The organism is Enterococcus sp. AZ129 (genome assembly GCF_051714505.1).
GTDB classification, from domain to species: Bacteria; Bacillota; Bacilli; order Lactobacillales; family Enterococcaceae; genus Enterococcus; species Enterococcus faecalis.
This window is the reverse complement of the sequence record NZ_JBIORY010000001.1, coordinates 937243-957739: the sequence shown is the minus strand read 5'-3', so window position 1 is coordinate 957739 and position 20497 is coordinate 937243. Positions and strand designations below refer to the sequence as shown.

The window sequence follows — 20497 nt, the reverse complement described above, 5'->3', positions numbered from 1 at the left end:
AATGAACAATGAAAAAACAAAATAAATGGCTAGCTGGACTCTCCTTACTTGTATTAGCAGGCATCATTGTTGGCTGTGGTAGCGGCAACAATGACTCAACTTCCAAAAGTGCTTCATCAAACAAAACGGTCACAGTAGAACAATTAAAAAAAGCGGGGAAAATTAAAGTAGGTGTCAAAGAAGACATTCCTAATTTTGGCTATATGAATCCTGATACAAACAAAAATGAAGGAATGGAACCAGATATTGCACGCTTGATTGCGAAAGAAATTACTGGCAGCGAAGAGAATGTGGAATTTGTGGGCGTGACAGCGAAAACGCGCGGTCCCCTTTTAGACAATGGTGAACTAGATATGGTAATTGCTACATTTACAATTACTGATGAACGTAAAAAGACTTATAATTTTACAACTCCTTATTATACAGATGAGATTGGTTTCCTTGTGCGCAAAGAGGATAACTTCTCAAGTATGAAAGATTTAGACGGAAAAACAATCGGCGTTGCACAATCTGCTACGACAAAAGAAAACTTAGAGAAAAAAGCGCAAGAGGAAGGAATCAAATTTACTTATCAAGAATTAGGTTCCTATCCAGAATTAAAAACAGCGTTAACTTCTAAACGAATTGATGCATTTTCAGTGGATAAATCAATCCTATCTGGCTATGTGGATGGCAAGACAGAAATTTTAAAAGATGGTTTTTCGCCACAAGAATATGGAATTACCACAAAGAAAGCAAATACTGAATTAAATGATTATCTAAATGGTTTAATTGAAAAATGGGAAAAAGACGGCACACTAGAAAAAATTTATCAAGACTGGGGCTTAAAAAATTAATCATTCCTAAGACTTGAAGAATCAAAAATTTTAGGAGGGATTTTTATGTTTTTGTTAGCCAATATTTCCTGGCTTGAAGAAGGGCCATTTGCCTTATATCGTTGGGAAGCTTTATTTCAAGATTGGCGAATTTTTGGTCAGGCTTTTCTCTATACTATTCTGCTTTCTTTAGGAGCAATCTTAGTCGCCTTTGCTTTAGGCATTTTCTTTGGCAGTTTATCAGCGACCAAAAGTAAACTTTTACACGCAATTAGTCGTGTCTATGTAGAATTTTTTCAAAACACACCTTTGTTGATTCAATTTATCGTAGTCTATTATGGCTTTCCTCTGCTAAGCCCGCTGCTTTCATTTTCTATTACTACGATTGCCATTCTGTGTGTAGGCCTCTATCATGGCGCCTACATTTCTGAAGTGGTTCGCTCAGGAATCGGAGCTGTCCCAAGAGGGCAATTTGAAGCGGCTTACTCCCAAGGATTAACGTATGGTCAAACGATGCGGTATGTGATTTTACCACAAGCATGGCGGATTATGTTACCGCCTTTAACCAATCAAGTAGTGAACCTAATTAAAAATACGTCAACAGTTGCCATTATTTCTGGCGCTGACGTAATGTTTGCTGCCAATAGTTGGTCGTCTGTCAACTTGAACTACATTCCCGCCTTTGCGCTTGCTGGTTTCTTATATTTCATTCTTTGCTTCCCATTAGCGAATTTGGCTAGAAAAATGGAAGAAAAAAATAAGAAAGCATATAGTAGATAGGAGGAAAACAGATGCCTTTTTCAGAAGAAATGTGTCAATTACTGACAGCAAATAATTTTCAATTTCTATTTAACGGCTTAAAATTGACGCTCTATATTTCCTTCGTCTCAATTATTTTGAGTACGATTTTTGGCACCATTCTAGCCGTTTTGCGAAATCAAACCAATGGACCACTGAAGTTACTTGCCAGTATTTATGTAGAAGTAGTGCGTAATATTCCAAACTTATTGTGGATTTATGTTATTTTTTTAATTTTCAAAATCAAATCCACACCTGCTGGAATTGTGAGTTTTACTGTGTTTACCACCGCTGCTTTAGCGGAAATTATTCGTGGTGGTTTAAATGGTGTTGATAAAGGGCAAATTGAAGCGGCACGTTCTCAAGGGTTTTCAAATTGGCAAATTCTTTATCATATTGTTTTGCCTCAAGCCATTCGCAATGTTTTACCAGCGATCGTTTCTCAGTTTGTTACTGTCATCAAGGATACAAGTTTCTTGTATTCCGTCATTGCTTTACAAGAACTCTTTGGCAAATCTTATATCTTAATGGGGCGCTATGCACAAACAGGACAAGTATTCACTATTTACGGAATCGTCGCCCTAATTTATTTCATTATTAACTTTAGTATCTCACAATTTTCACGTTGGCTTTCACGAAATTGGGCGAAAAGTTATTAATGTAGTTAAAAACAGGAGGCTGAGACAAAAGTGTTTAGCTCCAAGAAATAAGAAGGAATTTCCGAAAATTGTTCTTTAATTTTTGGAGAATTTCGGCTTATTTCCGAAGGAGCTGCTTTTGTTCAGCTGATTATCTTAAGATTTAGAAAGTGGGGCATAAGTCATTTCGACTTATGCCCCACTTTCCTGTTTTTATTTTATCTTACTTCTACTTGATGTTTTTCAATTAGCGCTTTTTCAACTTTTTCCATTGAACGGTTAATTTCTTCATCCACTAATGTCGCTTCTGCATTAACGAAAGTTAAACTATACGCCATTGATTTTTTGCCAGCGCCTAGTTTTTCACCTTGATATACATCAAATAAATGAATCTCTTTCAAATATTTACCTGCGTTATCTGAAATAGTTTTAACTAGTTCTTGATTGGTAACTGTTTCATCGACTAATAAAGCAATATCTCGAGAAACTGCTGGGAATTTAGACACTGCTTCATAAGTAACCCCGCCTGCTTCTGTAGCTACTAATTGTTGCAAGTTTAATTCAGCAACATATGTTTCAGGAATATCGTACGATTTTGCTGTCGTTGGGTGAACTTGTCCGACAAAACCAACCACTTCATCTTCTAAATAAATCCATGCTGTCCGGCCTGGATGCATTTCTGGAATCGCCGTTGTCGCTTGATAACTGATTTTTTCTGTTAATCCTAAAACAGCTACAATACTTTCCACTAAGCCTTTTACTGTATAAAAATCAACGGCTGTTGCTTTTGTTTGCCAATCTTTAACCATTGTATTACCAGTTAAAGCAAGTGCTAAGTGATTTTCTTCTGTAGGTAAATTTTTTGTTGGATCTTCTGTTTGGTAGAAAACGCGTCCTACTTCGTAGAAGGCGATATTATTATTTTTACGTGCCACATTGTATGCGACATCATCTAATAAACCAGAAATTAAGTTCATACGTAACACAGAACGCTCTTCACTCATTGGCCATTGCAAACGTGTTGTTTGACTTTCTTTCATCATAAATTGACGGGATTTTTCTTCTGTTGTCAACGCATAGCTGATGGCTTCACTCGTACCATGACCTTCCAGTAAGCTCTTTAATTGGCGCGTAACATGTTGTGCTTTGGTTAGGCTTCCAGCAACTGTTTCTCCACTTGGCAATGTTGAAGGTAAATGATCATATCCATAAATGCGCGCCACTTCTTCAATAATATCTGCTTCAATCGCAATATCCCAACGTCTTGGTGGAATCGTAATTTCATATGCGCCTTGATTTACTTCATAAGCAAAACCGAGTGCTTCAAAAATTTCATTCACCGTTGCTTCATCTAATGCAGTGCCTAAATATTGGTTGATTCGTTCTAAAGTCACAGCTACCTGCGCTTCTTTAACGGCCACTTCAGAACCAACTGCAGTGCCTGAGACCACTGTTCCGTTGGCTAACTCTGCAATCATCGCGGCTGCCACATCACAAGCTAGCCCAACTGTCGCTTGGTTGATGCCTTTTTCAAATCTACTTGAAGATTCACTCCGTAAATTGAATTGTTTAGACGTTTTGCGAATAGACAATGGATTGAACAATGCCGCTTCTAAAGCCACAGTTGTTGTTTCTTGACTGATTTCAGAATTAGCCCCACCCATTACACCGGCTAAGCCGACAGGCGTTTTTCCATTCGTAATGACGATATTTTCTTCTGTTAATTGACGTGTTTCACCATCTAATGTAATTAGTTCTTCTGCTGCTGTTGCTCGACGAACCAAGATTTCTTTACTATCTAATTTTTGGTAATCAAATGCATGCAATGGTTGACCAAATAATAATAAAATATAATTTGTCACGTCCACCACATTGTTAATCGGACGGATTCCTTCATTCATCAATCGGTTTTGCAACCACTGAGGACTTTCTGCAATCGTCACATCTTTAATGACACGAATTTGATACGCTGGCGCATCTTGTGAATCTTCAACAGTCACTGTTACGTAATTTCCCACGTTATCTGAAGCATCTTCTTTGAGTTCGGGATCATTAAACTGAGGCGTTTGACGATAAATTGCGCCAACTTCATAGGCTACCCCTCTCATACTTAGTGCATCTGCACGGTTTGGTGTAATTGATAATTCAATAATCGCATCATCCATGTCTAAATAAGGGAAAACAGGTGTCCCATTCACTGCTTCTTGAGGTAAATAATAAATCCCTTCAGCATAGGCTTTTGGTACGACATTGTCTGAATATCCTAGCTCTTCTAACGAACAAATCATTCCGTTAGAGACTTCGCCACGCATTTTACCTTTTTTAATTTTTTGATTTCCTGCAATTCTTGAACCAGGTAATGCTACGATGACTTTAATTCCTGCTTTTACATTTGGTGCTCCACAAACAATTTGTGACAATTCTTCTTCACCGATGTCTACTTGGCAAATTGATAAGTGGTCAGAGTTTGGGTGAGGAACACATTCTTTTACTTCACCGACAACAATTTTCTTTAATCCTTCTTCAGGTACAGCAACGCCCTCAACTTCGATACCTGTCACAGACATTTTGTCCGCTAATTCTTGCGGAGTAACGTTTGAAAGATTAACATATTCATTTAACCATTTATAAGAAACTAACATTTTTCAACTACTCCTTTACCTTGAATTGATTTAAGAAACGTAAATCATTTTGATAAAAATTACGGATATCATTTACACCATAACGTAACATAGCAACGCGATCTGGTCCTAAGCCAAAGGCAAAGCCTGAGTACTCTGTTGGATCAATCCCTGACATTTGTAACACATCTGGATGAACCATCCCCGCACCTAAAATTTCAATCCAACCTGTATGTTTGCAGACGTTACAACCTGCGCCGCCACATTTAAAACAGCTAACATCTACTTCGACTGAAGGTTCTGTAAAAGGGAAATAGCTAGGACGTAAACGAATTTTACGATCTTCACCAAACATTTTTTTCATCATGACTTCTAACGTCCCTTTTAAATCACCCATTGTGACATTTTTATCGACAACAAGGCCTTCAATCTGATGGAATTGGTGACTATGTGTCGCATCATCTGTATCACGACGGAATACTTTCCCAGGAGAAATCATTCGTAATGCACCTTTTGAAAAATCGTGTTTTTCCATTGTTCGAGCTTGAACTGGTGAAGTATGCGTACGAATTAACATCTCATCTGAAATATAAAACGTATCTTGCATGTCGCGTGCCGGATGATCTTTTGGTAGATTCATGCGTTCGAAATTATAATGATCGGATTCTACTTCGTATCCTTCCACTACTTGATAACCCATGCCTAAGAAAATATCTTCAATCTCTTCCATAACTTGTGTCAAAATATGACGTGTGCCTTGAGGCATTTGTTTCCCAGGTAAAGTTACATCTAAACTTTCTTCTTTTAGTGCCGCATTTAACGCTTCGTTTTCTAAAACAACTTTGCGCGCATCAATTGCTTCTGTTAATAAATCACGAATTTCATTTGCAAAGCCCCCCACCACTGGTCGTTCTTCTGGTGAAAGGTTTTTCATGCCTCTTAATACTTCGGTGATTGGCCCTTTTTTTCCTAATGTTTCTACGCGAATTTGGTTTAATTCTTTTAAAGTAGCAACTTGTGCGATTTCTTTGAGCGTATTGTCTCTAAGAGCTTCTAATTGCGCTTGTAATGTCATTATGCGTTCCCCTCTATCTTTTATTTAAACTAAAAAAAACGATAACCCATTCCTTTCAAAGGAACGAGCTATCGTGTTACCATCCTAATTCATAACAAATTGTTGTCATGCACTCATTTCATTTAACGGCAATTACCGGTTTGCTTTCTTCTTGAAAACAAACAAACTCAGGAAGTGAATTTCGCTTGGTGACTGTGTAAATCAGCTTCCAGTCTCTGGCTGACTCTCCCTAAAACACGTCAATTCAAACTACTTGTTTCCATCACTGTTTTTTTAGTTATTTAATTACGTTTAGTTTACAAGAAGTTTTGCTTGCGGTCAACTGCATTCTTCGTCTTTTACCCATTTTTCTGCCCAATGTTGAATTTGTTCCATTGCTAATTGCAAGTCTTCGCCTTTTTCGGTCAGGAAATATTCTAAGCGATTTCCTTCACCGCAACGAACAGCTTTGGTGATAATTCCTTCAGCTTCTAGTTCCTTCAATCGCTCTACTAAGACACGATCACTTAACATTGGAATTTTTTCTTTTAATTCGCCAAAACGTTGAGGACCTCGTTCTAATAAAACAGCAATAATTAAACCATTCCATTTTTTACCAAGTATTGAAAATGATTTTTCAAATTTGGGACAAAGTACAAACGATTCTGTTTTTACTTTTTCCATCTTCCTCACCTCTTCAATGAGTATAGCACATTCCTTACAAAATGTAAGTGTTTCTGCTTCTAATTTTTTCTACTTTATAAAATCTACAACATTTCCTGTCTGCATGTCAATAATTACTCCTCCATTTAATAAAATTAAATAGACGTGCGACACCTCTTTATGCGTTGCCTCTTGTAGCGCTCTACGATAAAGATTCATCTGTCCGCGATACCGTTCGACAATTTCAGAAATCGCTTGGGGAGAGGTGCCTTTTACATGATCGGTTTTATAGTCATACAAAATGCATTGATTGTCTAATTCGATATAGCCATCAATAATCCCATGAATTAATAAATCATCTTGTGTCGTTTCTGGATAATTTTGAATAAGCTCTTCTGCTTCAATCAGCATAGAAAAAGGTTGTTCCCTTCTAACGGTTTGATGGTGTTGAATCAATTGTTTTCCTAAGGCGGTGTCAAAGAAGGCCACGATTTGTTCCAGATTCATTTTTTCAGCAATTGCTGGTAAAATCAATTTATTTTCCACTAAGCGTTCTTGAACAGCTCGCACTTCCTCGTAAGAAGGTTGCTTACTTAAATCAATTAGTTGTAATAAATAATGGGTTGCTGTCCCAATTTCAGCTGCTGAGGGCGCTTGAACCGTATCTAAAAATTTAGGCTTACTTAAATCTCCTTCAATCATTCGATTGACAATCAACGGTTGCGCTTGAATAGTATTGTCTTCCCGAACCTCAATTTTACCAATTTCTTTGTTATCGGGGTCATCAAATACTCGCTTGATTTCAGAAACAGACTGATAACTGGTGGTCCGAGTAGCCACTTCAAACGGATAATTGAAACTTAACCGTGCAAGACCACGATTGATTTTGTCAGCAGATAATTGCGCTTTTTCGGCTAAATCCTCTGCTTGTCTTTCTGGCAATTGTAATTGCTGAATGGCTGCTCGTAGTTGTTCTTCGTTGAACCACTGAATATGAAAGTTAGCTGGGTGCTTTTTGACTTGCGGAACGTTACTTACTACTACTTCTTGCTGATATTCATCGGCTTTTTGATGACGTACCAATGTCATCCCTACCCAATTCATTAAACTACTTTTACTTTGCAAGCGATTTTCAGCTGGTAGCACCAGTGTTTCTACATCGCCAACTTTCAGCCACTCTTTCCACATTGCCGCTTGGTCTTTATAGGAGCCTACCAGAAAAAGTTTCTGTTCTGCACGTGTCAACGCCACATATAACTTCCGCATTTCTTCGGATAGTAATTTTCTCAATCGTACTTGTTTAATCGCCAAAAATGGTAAAGTATCGTACATAACTCGTTCTTCAGGTTGTAAATAACGAATGCCTACCCCTAAATTTTCTTCAAAGATATAGCCTTCATTCAAATCACTGACATTAAATTCTTTGGTCATATCTAAAACGAATACCACCGGAAATTCTAACCCTTTACTAGCGTGAATCGTCATGACGCGTACGGCATTCTCTTCACTTAAAACGACTGGTTCTGCTAAATCTTTGTCTTTTTCTTGCATTTTTTCGATGAAGCGAACAAATTGAAATAATCCGCGGAAGGTTGTTTTTTCATACGCCGCGGCCCGATCGACCAACGCATATAAATTGGCTTGGCGTTGTTTGCCAACAGGCAACCCGCCAACATAATCAAGATAGGCCGTTTCCCGATAAATCGTCCACAGCAAGGTGCTAATCTGATTGCGTCGAGCCTGTTCCCGCCATTTTTCTAATGATTCAGCAAAACGTATAGTTTTTTCCTGAACAACTGCTTCCTCCATGGTTGGTTCCATCTTTTGATTAAACGTTAAAAATGCTTCGTAGTAACTGGTTTCCTTATTAGCCAAACGAATAAGCACTAATTCGTTTTCTTTTAATCCAACAATTGGTGAACGTAACACAGCTGCCAAAGGAATGTCTTGATAGGGATTATCAATCAATTGAAGCAAGGCAATCATTGTACGAATTTCCGTTGCTTGGAAATAATTTTGAGCATCATTGACTTGAACTGGAATTTCTAATGATTTAAAAACATCTAAAATAGTTAAATTATTTTTCTTCGTAGGCGTTAATAAGACAATATCTTGATAAGTAATCGGTCGATCCGTTTTCAGCTTTTTATCATAAATCAAGAAATTTTGGTCAATTAATTCACGAATTTTCAAAGCAGTAACGTAAAGTTCCCCTTCTGTCTTATCTTCAATCAACAACTCAGGGGATTGTAATTCTGGAAATTCAACTGATTCTGTTGCTTTTTTTTCATAAATTAGCAATTCAGTTGAATAATCAGCCGCCTCCGAAAATTGATCAAAGCCATGAACCAAAGCGGCTGACTCATCGTAAGCAATTTGGCCCACTCGCTCATCCATTAATTGACTAAATACTAAATTCGTAAAGTCTAAAACGTCTTTGCGGGAACGAAAATTTTCAGCTAGAATAATTCGTTTGCCCTCTTTGCCTTGCCCATACTGATTGTATTTTTCAATAAACAACGTAGGATCTGCCAAGCGGAAAGAATAAATAGACTGTTTCACATCCCCTACCATAAAAAGGTTTCCTTCTGCGCTAAGCGGGCGGCGCAACCAATACAAAATAGATTCTTGTAATTGATTGATATCTTGGTATTCATCGACTAACACTTCATCAAATTTTTCGCGATAGTAAAGAGAGGCTTCTGATGCTTGCCAGCCATCTGCCTGATTTTTCGCTAAAATAGCTAACGTATAATGTTCTAAATCGTTAAAATCCACTAAATTTTTAAGCCGTTTTTCTGCGCCATAGGCCTCCATAAATTGTTTCCCCACGTGAGCCATTTCTTGAACAATGGGCGTGGCCTCTTTCAAGACTTGTTTCATGGCATCTGGAGAAAGTGTAAACAGTTGCTTTTTCAAATCATTTAACGCTTTTTTATTTTGTTCTCGTAACTGTTTGGCTTGTTCCGCGGTTGGTTTCAACTCTTCGGCACGAACCGTTGGGTAGCGGTCAAAGCTTAACAATTCAGTCAAATTATAGGCGCTTTCTAAATCATTTCTCTCTAAAAATTGTAAAAATTGTTTTGTTTGTTCCTTTTCATTTTGAGCTAAATACCAAATCTTTTGAAGTTTCTCTTCGCCCTCTGTTAAGGTCACCATTTCTTCGTAACGCTGAAGAGTTCGTTGTAACGTCTCAACGGCTAGCGGTTTTAAATACGTCTGAAATAACGTTGATTCGCCTAGCTGATCCCCTACTTCGTAGGCTTGTGTTAAGCCATTAATCCACGCCTCTGGATCAGGATTGGCTTTGGCAAATTCATAAAAAGAAAAAATTAAGTTAGTGAGTCCGTCATCACTACGGTCATTGGAAAAATTCGCTGTTAATTGGTAAAATTCTTCTTGATTTTCCGCATAAAATTGTTCACGTAATGCATCCCAAACATCTTCTTTTAATAACAATGTTTCTGTTTCATCTGTTAACATCCGAAAAACTGGATCTATGTCAATTAAATAATAAAAACGACGAATAACAGTTAAACAAAAGGCATGTAACGTGCTGATATTGGCTGTTGGCAAAAGAGCAATTTGACGAGAAAAATGCCGTCTTCTTTCTGGATCTTGTTCTTCATTCATTGCCTTTTGTAAAGCCACTTGGATACGTTCTTTCATCTCACGGGCGGCGGCTTCAGTGTACGTCACAATCAAGAGACGATCGATATCGACGCCGCTTTTGACTTTTTCAATGACACGGCGGACTAAAACGGTGGTTTTTCCTGAGCCAGCCGAAGCAGAAACTAAGATATTTTCATCGCCATCAAACACCGCTTGCCATTGACTGTCGGTGAATTGCTCATTGGCTGGACGTAGTGGAATTGTTTTACTCATCTTCGGTTGCTCCTTCCTCATCTTTGTTTAACAAGCGCGCCATAATTTCCTCTTTGGATAAATTCTCAATACGATGATAATTATTTTCTTTTAACATCACATCAAAATCACAGACACTTCGAAACGGACAATAGCGACAAGCAATCCGTTCCTTGCCTTGATAAGCGGGATTAAGTTGAACTTCGCCGCCAATAATTTGATTCCCCGCTTCAATAAATTTATTTCGGTTATGGGAAAGCAACGCGCCTAATTCTGGTTCTGTCACAAATTTATCTTCTTGGCGACGACCAGGTTTAATTTGTTCTTTGGCGGATTCTTCAATCGGAAACAGCAACGAACTTTGTTTAGCTTGCAGACTCGTATCTAAATGATCCAATAAATCTGGGTCTTTCATCAAAAGACCATCAAACTGATATTTTTTAAGCATTTGTTGTTCAATGTCGTCTTTGCCTTCATAAGATAACGTAGGATTGTGTACATGCAGATAAAGTGAGCCAGCAGGTTTAGCTTCTTGACCAACTAATTGCACAGCATCCATTAAAGCCACATCCAAGTACGTCAGCATTTGCATGGCTAAGCCGTAATACGCTTCTGTCATATTAAATTTACGGTGACTCGATTTATAATCAATCACACCTAAATAGGTTGATTCGGGTGTAACCAATTGATCAATCCGGTCGATTTTTCCCCGAACATGAATCTTCCCTTGATTTTTTAATGGTAATTCCAAACCAGAAATTCCTTTTTTAGCGGCAATTTGGCCAAATAACACTTCTGTTTGAACAGTCGTCATGCCACTTCGTTGGCTTTGGCGTTTCAGCGCCCAACTGACTTTTTTAATTGTTTGACTTAATTGATAGCGAATATAGTTCATGCGACTAGAGGTCGTTAATACAGAAAAACGCGCATCCCCTAAAATACTATTTAGTACTTCCTCCGCCAATAAATTGACTTCCTGATCGGTTAATTCAGATAAGTTCCGTTGATTCATAATCAATAATTTAAAGAACTGATCCAATGCTTCATGGAAAAATTCCCCTGTAGCTGCTGGTGAAAGCCCAAAGACATCTCTTTCTTTCAAACGTAAGCCATAGCGAGAAAAGTATTGATATTGACACCGATAAAAACTCTCCATCCGAGAAACAGATGTATAAATATCTTTACCATATAAAGGTTCTGCTAAGACCTCATCAATCTTTTCAGGAATATTTTGATGCGTTAAACTTTCGAAAACTTGCTTGGCTAGCGGCGCAATTGATTGGTTCATTAGCGCTTTTTCCATATTTAACCAGAAAGGCAACAATCCTTCTTGTGTTTCTTTCCGTTGTCTTTTCAAACGCGTTAATTCACCGATTAACGTCCGATACGTACTAATATGGGCTAAACTGGTCGTTTCATCATCGAAAATGGTTGTTTCATTTTTTTCAAAAACGGGCAAGTTTAAATCTTTTTGGATATTTTTAAAATAAGGAGACGGTTTGACTTCTTGAGCGGTATCTTTAACACTTGGATAGGTTAAATATAACCGTTCTCGCGCAGAAGAAAAGACGAGATACGCAACATAAGGTTCTTGCGCAATTTTGCGTCCGGTTGTCCCACGTAAATATTGGTTTTCCGTTAAAGTATCATTGATTGTCTGCCGTTCTTCATCAGACAATAGTGTTTTATTTTCAATCTTTTGTGGAAAAATTTCTTCCGTCATCCCAATAGCAAAAGTAACCTTGGCAGCGCCAGGTCGAGTTAAATCCATTGCGCGAACTTGTACTTGGTCAATCGCTGTCGGCACTTTACTATAGTGCAAACCTTCCAAGCCACTAACAAATATTTCTTGAAACGTTGTAAAATCAAACGAACTTTCTCCGTAAACAGTGACGTATTCATCTAGTAACGACATCAATGCATCCCAAGTCTGTTCATGGTTACGAGCTGTTTCTAGTTGACCGGCTTCGATAGCTTGTAAGCGCCACATTTTTAATTGTGTTGCCACACCACTTTGCAGTAAAAAGTGATAGAAGACGGTCGCTGCTTCCAAACCAGTTTTGGCACTTATCATTGCTTGAAAGTAACTAGGTAGCAGCCGTTGAAGCGATTGACGAATCGCATTTGACTCTTCTTCCATCGTAGCGACATCTTCTTGCTCTTCCGCTTCAAAATCATACCGAATAAATTCCCAATCTTTTTCTTGCGACCAATAATAACCTTCATAGCCGTATGCCAGGACCACATTTTCGGTAATATCAACTTTTCTGCGCCAAGCGTTCCGTTGGTTTAACCAATCAGTCAAGCTTTCTTCAGAAGTAGCGAGTTGATTCATTGGCATAAATAATTCCGTTCTCAAAAACCGGAGCACATCACGATAACGATAATTGTACGAATGAATAGCAAATAAAGATTCAATCCATTCGACTAAAGGATGCCGATCCATAGCCATATCTCGGTCGACATAAACAGGAATCTCGTGTTCCGCAAAAATCGGTTCTAATAAATTTTCATAACAATCTAAATCACGAGTCAACACCTGAATTTCTTTGTACCGATACCCTTCTTCCACCACTAAACGGCGAATTTCGGTTGCAACATGTGTTAATTCTTCTTTAACGTTTTCAGCACGCCACAGAAATAAGCCATCGCCCCTCCAGTCAGTTGTGCTTAATGGAGGCAGGTGTTCTTGCGATTGAATCCAATAATCATTTAATCCTTGCAAGTCTGGATTTGTAATTAATACCTCTTTCTTTTCCACATAATCTGAAAGAATCGGAATTTGCTTCTGTCTTGCTAGTTGATAAAGCTGATGATAGGTTTGTCCCGCTTCATAAAATAACGACCGCGGATCAGGTAAGTCATGCGGATATTGTTTGTCCAATACGAGGGCTACTTTCACAGAACCTGCTTGCGCCATTAGCACTTCAATCAACTTTAATTCTCTGGCAGTAAACTGCTGATAGCCTGAAATAACGAATTGAACATTCGACAAATCAACCGTTTGTAAATACTCGCTTAAATGTTGAATAATCTCCGCTGATTCATAGCCATACTGACTCATTTGTAATTGGAATCGCGTAAAAATTAACGTTAAATCTTGAAACTTAAGTTGTAAATCTTGTCCTTTAGGGTTCTCCGTTTGTTTTTCTAAGAATGGATAAAGCTCCGCAATCTCAATATTGCCTTCGCGCATTTCTTGATAAAGCTGAAATAGTTGCTGAATAAAGCCGGGCTTGTTAATTTCACCTCTAAAAATTTGTAACTCTTCTTCTGCTTCTACTAAAATTTTGCGGAAAATCATCGCAGCGCCTGCATCAGATAAAACATCTGCCGAGTAAAAAGGTGTATGTTGTAAATAGTACCAAGCCAAACGATAAAAACTAAAAACCTGCAGACGGGTACTGGTTATTGAATCAGACGTAGTTGTCTGTAATTGACGTAACTTTTGCAAGACTTGAATTTCTTGCTCAAACTTAATATGGTTCGGGACTAAATAGAATACTTCATGCTGTGCGTCTTCCTCTAGCCATTGTTTTGTCGCCTGTATAAGTGGCGCTTCTAAATCTGCCACAGCGGTTCCTCTAATAAACTGCACACTCATGGTTTCACATCCTTTTCCTTTGCACTGCCTTTATTTTACCACAAAAGAAGGACGGAAACATGTGTTTGTTTTTACACATTTCCGTCCTTCTCTTTTACTCATTGTCTCTTTTATTGTTTTGACACTTCTGGTATCGGACCAAACCGTGAGAATGGCCACATCACAAATTTCACTTCACCCAAAATATCTTTTTTATGAATAAAACCAATGACACGACCGTCTTTTGAATTCCGTCGATTATCACCTAAAACAAAGTAGCTATCTGCTGGTACTTTTTCTTTTAGTGAAAAATCGCCTGTCAAAGGTTGACCATCTGTTAAGGCTTTTTTAAATTCATCTAAATAGGGTTCGTCAACTTCTTTTCCATTGATGTACAACGTATCATCCTTGTACGCAATTGTATCTCCAGGTAAACCAATCACACGTTTAATATAATTTTTATCTGGTTCATCTGGCGCTGGGAAAGTAATAATATCGAAACGATTAATTTCTGTGTTTTTTAACGTAATTACCCGTTCACCATCTGCTAACGTTGGATCCATTGAATGACCTCTCACTACGACAGGCGTAAATACAAATTGTCTCAGTAAAAACAGACCCAAAGCTAAACAGGCAAAAAAGACGACTGTTTTAATTAATTCTTTTGATTTCAAACTCATTCCTCCAAAAACCTTATTATCTTATGTCTCATATTCTACCACAAAGTAAATCAATCCTATAGTGCTTAACACCCAATTAATTTTTATGTACGCTTTTTTTACAAAATGGTCAGAAAAAAAACGTATTTCTTTCAAATTTGATTCTTACTTTTTTGATCCTGCTCATAAAAAAACATAATCAATTCTAAAAAGGGCTGAATTGATTATGCTTCTAGCGTTTTAGCGATCCATCACAACCACGTAACAAACTTCTAAAGGACCATGCAACCCGACAACCAGTTGCATTTCAATATCTCCTGAATTAGAAGGCCCTGAAATAAAGTGAATCGCTGAGCCGATTTTTTCGCCTTTTTCTATTTTTTCTGTATAAAAAGCTGCTGGCTGAGTCGAACGTGGAACGAGTTTGCTAAACGGTATAATTGAAATGTAATGCTTCGGTAAAAAATGTAAGGCTCTGCCTTGTCCCGCATTGGACTCCACCACAATCGTTCCTGATTCAGCTAGTAAAAACTCAGCAAAGGCAATCGCAATATTTGCCTGAGCAGCTGTTTGAATATTCGCTTCTCGTTGCTCACTTCCAGGTTGCCATTGCTTAACAGAAACAGCCTCTAATGACTTAGCTAAATCAGCTAATCCATAGGCTTCAAAACGTGCATCTGTTGGCAATAAAAGATTGCCCCCACCAAACTCAGCAACAATTTGCTGAATCGTCGTCAGTAAATTTTCTTGTGTGGTTTCCACTAAGTTCGTGTGAATCGTTTCCACACGTTCTTTCACAATCGTTAATAGCTCTGCTGGTGTTTTATCTGCCAACTGTTCTTCTGGTAAATGATTAACTGGCTCAAATGGATGGGCCGAAACAGGCTGTTTTTCTACGCCTAATTTTTCTCGTAGATTTTGTAAAAAAGGTTCTCGATTTTGAATCGCTTCGTTAGTCATTTTTTTCACCTTCTTGATGTTTTTTGAACCAACTTCTGAAGTTTTCTGAAGATTTTGGTGGTCTTGGCAAATCACGAACATCGGTCCAACCTTTTACTAACCCTGGTCCTTTATCAAGGTAGCCCCCATGATTGTACATGTTTTCAACAGTAATGTCTTTTTGTTTACTTAAAATGCCCGCTGCAGCATGATCGACTTTCATGGCTGCTTTAAACATTGCTGGTGAACCAGTGGCTTTACCTACCATACGCATTTGGAAATCTTCAAATCCATGTTTCATTTTCAGATCATCGGTCATCACTTTACGATGTTCAATTAATAATTCGTGCAATGGAATTTTCACAGGACACGTTTCCGTACATGCCCCACAAAGACTAGACGCATAAGGCAATTCCCCAAACTGTTTATATCCACCCAAAATTGGAGAAAGCACAGCACCAATTGGGCCTGGATAAATAGAGCCATAACCGTGCCCACCAATATGGCGATAGACCGGACAAACGTTCAGACAAGACCCACAACGAATACACTGTAAGACCGGCTGAAAGGCTGTTCCTAACGCTTTTGAACGCCCATTATCCAAAATGACCACGTGAAATTCTTCTGGACCATCGGATTCATCCGCATTTTTTTGCCCAGCAAACGTCACATACGTTGTTAAATTTTGACCAACGGCACTTCTGGCTAAAAGGTTATCTAAAACCTCTGCTTCACGCATTGTTGGTACGATTCTTTCCATCCCCATTAACACGATTTGTGTCTTAGGAATACTGATGGTCAAATCAGCATTTCCTTCATTTGTATTTAAGTTAATTAAGCCGCTATCCGCAATAGCGAAATTACAACCTGTAATGCCAATCTCCGCTTCCAAAAAGAATTTGCGCATCACTTCTCGTGCACAGCGTGCCAAATTTACCGGGTCATTATCCCCTTGATACCCTAATTTTTTCGCAAAAACCTGACGAATCTGTTCGCGATTTTTATGAATACTTGGGAAAACAATATGTGACGGTTCATCCCAGTCATCCATTTGTAAAATGAATTCCGCCAAGTCTGTTTCCATCACACTGACATCGTCTAATCCCAATAACATTGGATCAATATCGACTTCGGTCGTCACCATTGATTTAGATTTCACAATTTTTTTCGCCTTTTTTTCTAGAACCACTTGTTTCACATATTCATTGGCCTCTTCGGCGGTTTGAGCAAAAAAGACTTTGCCACCTCGTTTGGCGACGTTATCACTGAACTCTTCTAAATAGTCAGGCAGATACTGAATTGTATGTTGGCGAATTTGTTCTCCCAGTTCACGCCATTGTGGCCAATTGCCTAAAACTTCCCGCGCACCTTCTCGCTTCTCCCATTGGGCATCTTGTGCTTTGGCGACAGCCTTTTGCATAAACACATCTTTTTTACTTTCTTCAATTCGTTCACTTAACGGCTTATTACTCGTTGATAATCCCACAGTTCTTCCCCCTTACCCTACCGATATGATTTGTGGTTGGTCCATGCGTGCTTCATCCACTTCGTGATTAAGGACTTCTGCAATATGCATAATCTTAATCTTTTTCCCATCACGATTGAATTTACCCCCGATATTCATCAGGCAACCCATATCCGCACTAATTAAAATTTCTGCGCCTGTATCAATCACATCGTTCATTTTTTCCGTCACCATTTGTTCAGAAATAGCTGGCATTTTCACTGAAAACGTTCCGCCAAATCCGCAACAATTTTCAAGATGTCCTAAAGGAATCATTTCTAATCCTTTCACATGATCCAACAAAACAAAGGGTGATTCTCGTTCATTTAAAATTCGCGTCATATGACAAGAACGATGATAAGTGGCTTTCCCATGTAACGTTGCGCCAACATCTTTGACCCCTAAGACACGATAAAGAAACTGACTAAACTCATAAGTTCGCTCAGCTAAACGTTGTGCTTTTGGCCCATAAATAGGATCATCTGCTAAAAATTTGTGGTATTCTTTCATCATGCCGACACAAGACCCCGCAGGTCCCACCACATAATCGGCACCGTCAAAACTATCAATTTGATTCTTAAGCGTTGTCGTGCTCTCTGTCACATAGCCACTATTGTACGTTGGCTGACCACAACACGTTTGGCTTGTTGGTAAAACCGTTTCACAGCCATACCGTTCCAAAACCTCTACCATTGCTTGCCCTACATTTGGAAAAAGTAAATCCACCACGCATGTCGAAAATATACTCACTTTCACGCAAAATAACCTCCTCGTTTTCTACGAAAAGGCTCCATGAAATTAATTGGGCGGCTGTCATTAAAAGTCACTTGGCTGTCGTCTCTAACTACTTCACAGTGCCTTTTCAACAAATACGTTATTTGTAACAAAAATCGTTTTTTAAAATGATTCTTATACAATAATTATTTTACCAGTATCTGGTTTTAACAGCAAACGATTCCAGAAATTTTGTGCATTTTCACACAAAAAAGGAGGCTTTTTTATAAAAGTTTCTTTTAACCCCTTTGAAATTCGTTTTTTCTGAAGAAAAGAGTGACGAAATTTTGAAATTTTGGTAAACTAAGAAAAAACGAGAAACGAGGGCCATGCATGTTCATTTCATTTAACATGTTTATTCTATTAATTGTTGCAACGATCCTAATGATTTTTCTGATTATCTATTTGACAGTCACTGGAAATGATAAAAATAATAAAAAGAAACAAAAGAAAGAAACAAAAAGAACTACGCCAACTTTAAACAAAAAAACAACTGTTCCCCCTTCCCAGAAGCCAAATGTTGTGACTGATGTTGCAAAAAAGAGCGAGCCGGAAAAGCAAACCGTACAACGAACACAGCAACCAACCACTAGAGAGGACGAGACTTCTCAATTTACACGAAGCCAACGTCATAAATGAAAATGGGACATAAGTCGAGATGACTTATGTCCCATTTTCTAATTCTTAAGATAATTAGCTGAACAAAAAATCCGCTAGTTGTTTCACTTTTTCTTTTAATTAATGATAGTTTATTCTTCTTTTCAGGTGTATACTAAATGATTGAAAAGAGACTTTTACTAATTAGGAAGAGGTGATTTTTTGTCTGCAAAGCGGTTTATTCAATTATTCATTTGTTATGCTATTTCAATGATTGTCGCAATACTTTTAACGGACTTATTTAATTTCTCGAGTCCTATAGCTTATTTAGTAGTGGCTAGTATCATCGGCTATGTAGTCATTACTGTTCCATTAACAATTATGACTCTATTAAAAAATAAAAATTAATAAAAAAATTGAGCGATTTTAATCACTTAAATTGCTCAATTTTTTTATTTTCATAATATTTTTCACTTATTTTTTCATTTTCATTGACAGAATAGTTGTAATTGTCAGAAAATTGTATATAATAAAGAAAGTTATTTTCATATTATTTTTTTCAATTAAAGGAGAATCCTATGAGTGAAACACAACAAACAACCTTAAAAAAACAATTAAGCTCGCGCCACATTACGATGTTAGCCTTAGGGGGAGCGATTGGCGCAGGTCTTTTTAAAGGAAGTGGCGAAGCAATTGGTATTGCTGGTCCTTCTGTTTTAATCGCCTTTCTAATTGGCGGTGCTGTTCTCTTCATCGTCATGAGTGGTTTAGGAAAACTCGTTTTAGATGGCGGAGACACACATCATGGTTTGTCTGGCTTAGTTCGACCATTTTTAGGTGCACATTCTGCTGATTTTATTGATTGGGTTTATTATTCCATGTGGACAATTAATATTATCGCAGAAGCGGTTGCCGCAGCTTCCTTTTTACAACTTTGGTTTCCTAATATTCCTGCTTGGTTTTTTGTTTTCATTTTAGCTATTTTAACGACGCTCATCAATCTTTACTCGGTTCGTTTATTTGCAGAAACAGAATATTGGTTGGCGTTTGCTAAAATTAGTGTCATCATTTTGTTAATTATTTTTGGTGTTTATCTGGTGGGACAACAAATGCTAGGCAGTGGTGTCTTCCCTACTTTACAAAGTATCACCGATCATGGTGGCTTCGCCCCACATGGCATGAAAGGTATTGTTAATTCTTTATTAGTAGTTATTTATTCTTATGGCGGTTCAGAATTAATCGCGATTACTGTCAGTGAAGCAGATGATCCTAAAAAAGCCATTCCTAAGGCGATTCGTGGTGTGATGGGACGGATTATTTCCTTCTATATCATTCCATTATTCTTACTTTTGATTATTTTCCCTTGGAATACATTAGCAGGCACAACGGTGAGTCCATTTGTTATGGTTTTTGAAAAAATGAATATTCCTTTTGCTGCTGACATCGTAAATTTTGTGATTATTTTAGCCTTGTTTTCTTCTATTAATTCTGGGGTATACGCCTCTTCTCGCCTTTTATATTTTCGCTTAAAAGATAAAAAAGGACCCATGAGTAAACTTGCGGTTTTAAACAAGCACCAAGTACCTCAACGTTCAGTTTTCTTCTGCGCCAGTGTTTTATATCTGGGCGTTATTCTTTCTTATTTTGTTGGCGATGAATTATTTGGTTACTTAGCCGGTTCTCTCTCTTACACTGTCTTGTTAATTTGGATTTTAATTAGCGCTGCGGCGTTTGTTCTGTCTTTAAAACGAGGGTCTCTCTTTGAAAAAAGTATTAATCTTCTTGCTTTAATCATTTTAGGCCTCATCTTTATTGGCATCTTATTTACAAATTCGTTAGGCGTTACTCTTTTAACAGGCCTATTGTACTTTGTTATTTTCTTTAGTTATCGTAAGAAAAATGATTCCTTTCTACTCTCTGATGAAAGCTAAATAGACCGAAAAAACGAACAGTTTTGTAAGATAACTGTTCGTTTTTTCGATGTTCAA

15 protein-coding genes and 1 other annotated feature are annotated in these 20497 nt (G+C 37.9%); of the genes, 6 read left to right on the top strand and 9 right to left on the bottom strand.

The window, feature by feature from the left end:
• The first annotated feature begins 8 nt into the window (after positions 1 to 8).
• The 3 genes from IGJ90_RS04820 to IGJ90_RS04810 are packed head-to-tail and all read left to right on the top strand — an operon-like array spanning position 9 to position 2272.
• Positions 9 to 836: a transporter substrate-binding domain-containing protein gene (locus IGJ90_RS04820; protein ID WP_002360586.1), complete on the top strand. Its 828-nt coding sequence runs from the start codon at positions 9 to 11 to the stop codon at positions 834 to 836.
• Positions 837 to 881: 45 nt separating this feature from the next.
• A complete protein-coding gene (locus IGJ90_RS04815) occupies positions 882 to 1595 on the top strand; it encodes an amino acid ABC transporter permease (protein ID WP_002363695.1) in 714 nt (237 codons plus the stop codon).
• Positions 1596 to 1606: 11 nt separating this feature from the next.
• Positions 1607 to 2272 carry an amino acid ABC transporter permease gene (locus IGJ90_RS04810; protein ID WP_025187100.1) on the top strand — a complete coding sequence of 222 codons (666 nt, stop codon included), beginning with the start codon at positions 1607 to 1609 and terminating at the stop codon, positions 2270 to 2272.
• Positions 2273 to 2469: 197 nt separating this feature from the next.
• On the opposite strand, the gene pheT is transcribed toward IGJ90_RS04810, so the two are convergent.
• The 9 genes from pheT to IGJ90_RS04765 all read right to left on the bottom strand — a co-directional run bounded on the left by pheT (position 2470) and on the right by IGJ90_RS04765 (position 17894).
• On the bottom strand, positions 2470 to 4893 hold the full coding sequence (gene pheT / locus IGJ90_RS04805; protein WP_002375186.1) for a phenylalanine--tRNA ligase subunit beta: 2424 nt from the start codon (positions 4891 to 4893) through the stop codon (positions 2470 to 2472).
• Between the two features lie 7 nt (positions 4894 to 4900).
• Positions 4901 to 5947 (bottom strand): phenylalanine--tRNA ligase subunit alpha, encoded by a 1047-nt coding sequence (gene pheS / locus IGJ90_RS04800; protein ID WP_438767677.1) that lies wholly within the window; start codon positions 5945 to 5947, stop codon positions 4901 to 4903.
• A gap of 56 nt (positions 5948 to 6003) precedes the next feature.
• Positions 6004 to 6222, bottom strand: a binding site (T-box leader).
• A 43-nt stretch (positions 6223 to 6265) separates the two neighbouring features.
• On the bottom strand, positions 6266 to 6610 hold the full coding sequence (locus tag IGJ90_RS04795) for a winged helix-turn-helix transcriptional regulator (protein WP_438767674.1): 345 nt from the start codon (positions 6608 to 6610) through the stop codon (positions 6266 to 6268).
• Between the two features lie 69 nt (positions 6611 to 6679).
• Positions 6680 to 10474: a helicase-exonuclease AddAB subunit AddA gene (gene addA, locus IGJ90_RS04790; protein ID WP_438767672.1), complete on the bottom strand. Its 3795-nt coding sequence runs from the start codon at positions 10472 to 10474 to the stop codon at positions 6680 to 6682.
• Complete coding sequence (locus tag IGJ90_RS04785) at positions 10467 to 14057, bottom strand: PD-(D/E)XK nuclease family protein (RefSeq protein ID WP_002366452.1); 3591 nt, start codon at positions 14055 to 14057, stop codon at positions 10467 to 10469. Before IGJ90_RS04785 ends, addA begins: the two co-directional genes overlap by 8 nt.
• A gap of 110 nt (positions 14058 to 14167) precedes the next feature.
• Positions 14168 to 14716: a signal peptidase I gene (gene lepB / locus IGJ90_RS04780; RefSeq protein WP_002358039.1), complete on the bottom strand. Its 549-nt coding sequence runs from the start codon at positions 14714 to 14716 to the stop codon at positions 14168 to 14170.
• 219 nt (positions 14717 to 14935) lie between these two features.
• Entirely contained in the window at positions 14936 to 15655 is a 720-nt protein-coding gene (locus tag IGJ90_RS04775; RefSeq protein WP_002361597.1) for a LutC/YkgG family protein, read from the bottom strand.
• On the bottom strand, positions 15648 to 17120 hold the full coding sequence (locus tag IGJ90_RS04770) for a LutB/LldF family L-lactate oxidation iron-sulfur protein (RefSeq protein WP_002366451.1): 1473 nt from the start codon (positions 17118 to 17120) through the stop codon (positions 15648 to 15650). Before IGJ90_RS04770 ends, IGJ90_RS04775 begins: the two co-directional genes overlap by 8 nt.
• A 12-nt stretch (positions 17121 to 17132) precedes the next feature.
• On the bottom strand, positions 17133 to 17894 hold the full coding sequence (locus tag IGJ90_RS04765) for a (Fe-S)-binding protein (protein ID WP_002365495.1): 762 nt from the start codon (positions 17892 to 17894) through the stop codon (positions 17133 to 17135).
• 369 nt (positions 17895 to 18263) lie between these two features.
• Here IGJ90_RS04765 and IGJ90_RS04760 point away from each other — a divergent pair, with 369 nt between their 5' ends.
• The 3 genes from IGJ90_RS04760 (at position 18264) to IGJ90_RS04750 (ending at position 20440) form a co-directional block, all read left to right on the top strand.
• On the top strand, positions 18264 to 18551 hold the full coding sequence (locus IGJ90_RS04760; RefSeq protein WP_016614957.1) for a hypothetical protein: 288 nt from the start codon (positions 18264 to 18266) through the stop codon (positions 18549 to 18551).
• Positions 18552 to 18731: 180 nt separating this feature from the next.
• On the top strand, positions 18732 to 18917 hold the full coding sequence (locus tag IGJ90_RS04755; RefSeq protein ID WP_002358046.1) for a hypothetical protein: 186 nt from the start codon (positions 18732 to 18734) through the stop codon (positions 18915 to 18917).
• A 170-nt stretch (positions 18918 to 19087) separates the two neighbouring features.
• Positions 19088 to 20440 carry an amino acid permease gene (locus IGJ90_RS04750; protein WP_002382100.1) on the top strand — a complete coding sequence of 451 codons (1353 nt, stop codon included), beginning with the start codon at positions 19088 to 19090 and terminating at the stop codon, positions 20438 to 20440.
• Positions 20441 to 20497: the final 57 nt, after the last annotated feature.

What these genes read in the sequence shown, in the direction of transcription:
- IGJ90_RS04820 (WP_002360586.1), top strand. Translation starts at nt 9, where the DNA reads ATGAAAAAACAAAATAAATGGCTAGCTGGACTCTCCTTACTTGTATTA.
- IGJ90_RS04815 (WP_002363695.1), top strand. Translation starts at nt 882, where the DNA reads ATGTTTTTGTTAGCCAATATTTCCTGGCTTGAAGAAGGGCCATTTGCC.
- IGJ90_RS04810 (WP_025187100.1), top strand. Translation starts at nt 1,607, where the DNA reads ATGCCTTTTTCAGAAGAAATGTGTCAATTACTGACAGCAAATAATTTT.
- pheT (WP_002375186.1), bottom strand. Translation starts at nt 4,893, where the DNA reads ATGTTAGTTTCTTATAAATGGTTAAATGAATATGTTAATCTTTCAAAC.
- pheS (WP_438767677.1), bottom strand. Translation starts at nt 5,947, where the DNA reads ATGACATTACAAGCGCAATTAGAAGCTCTTAGAGACAATACGCTCAAA.
- IGJ90_RS04795 (WP_438767674.1), bottom strand. Translation starts at nt 6,610, where the DNA reads ATGGAAAAAGTAAAAACAGAATCGTTTGTACTTTGTCCCAAATTTGAA.
- addA (WP_438767672.1), bottom strand. Translation starts at nt 10,474, where the DNA reads ATGAGTAAAACAATTCCACTACGTCCAGCCAATGAGCAATTCACCGAC.
- IGJ90_RS04785 (WP_002366452.1), bottom strand. Translation starts at nt 14,057, where the DNA reads ATGAGTGTGCAGTTTATTAGAGGAACCGCTGTGGCAGATTTAGAAGCG.
- lepB (WP_002358039.1), bottom strand. Translation starts at nt 14,716, where the DNA reads ATGAGTTTGAAATCAAAAGAATTAATTAAAACAGTCGTCTTTTTTGCC.
- IGJ90_RS04775 (WP_002361597.1), bottom strand. Translation starts at nt 15,655, where the DNA reads ATGACTAACGAAGCGATTCAAAATCGAGAACCTTTTTTACAAAATCTA.
- IGJ90_RS04760 (WP_016614957.1), top strand. Translation starts at nt 18,264, where the DNA reads ATGTTTATTCTATTAATTGTTGCAACGATCCTAATGATTTTTCTGATT.
- IGJ90_RS04750 (WP_002382100.1), top strand. Translation starts at nt 19,088, where the DNA reads ATGAGTGAAACACAACAAACAACCTTAAAAAAACAATTAAGCTCGCGC.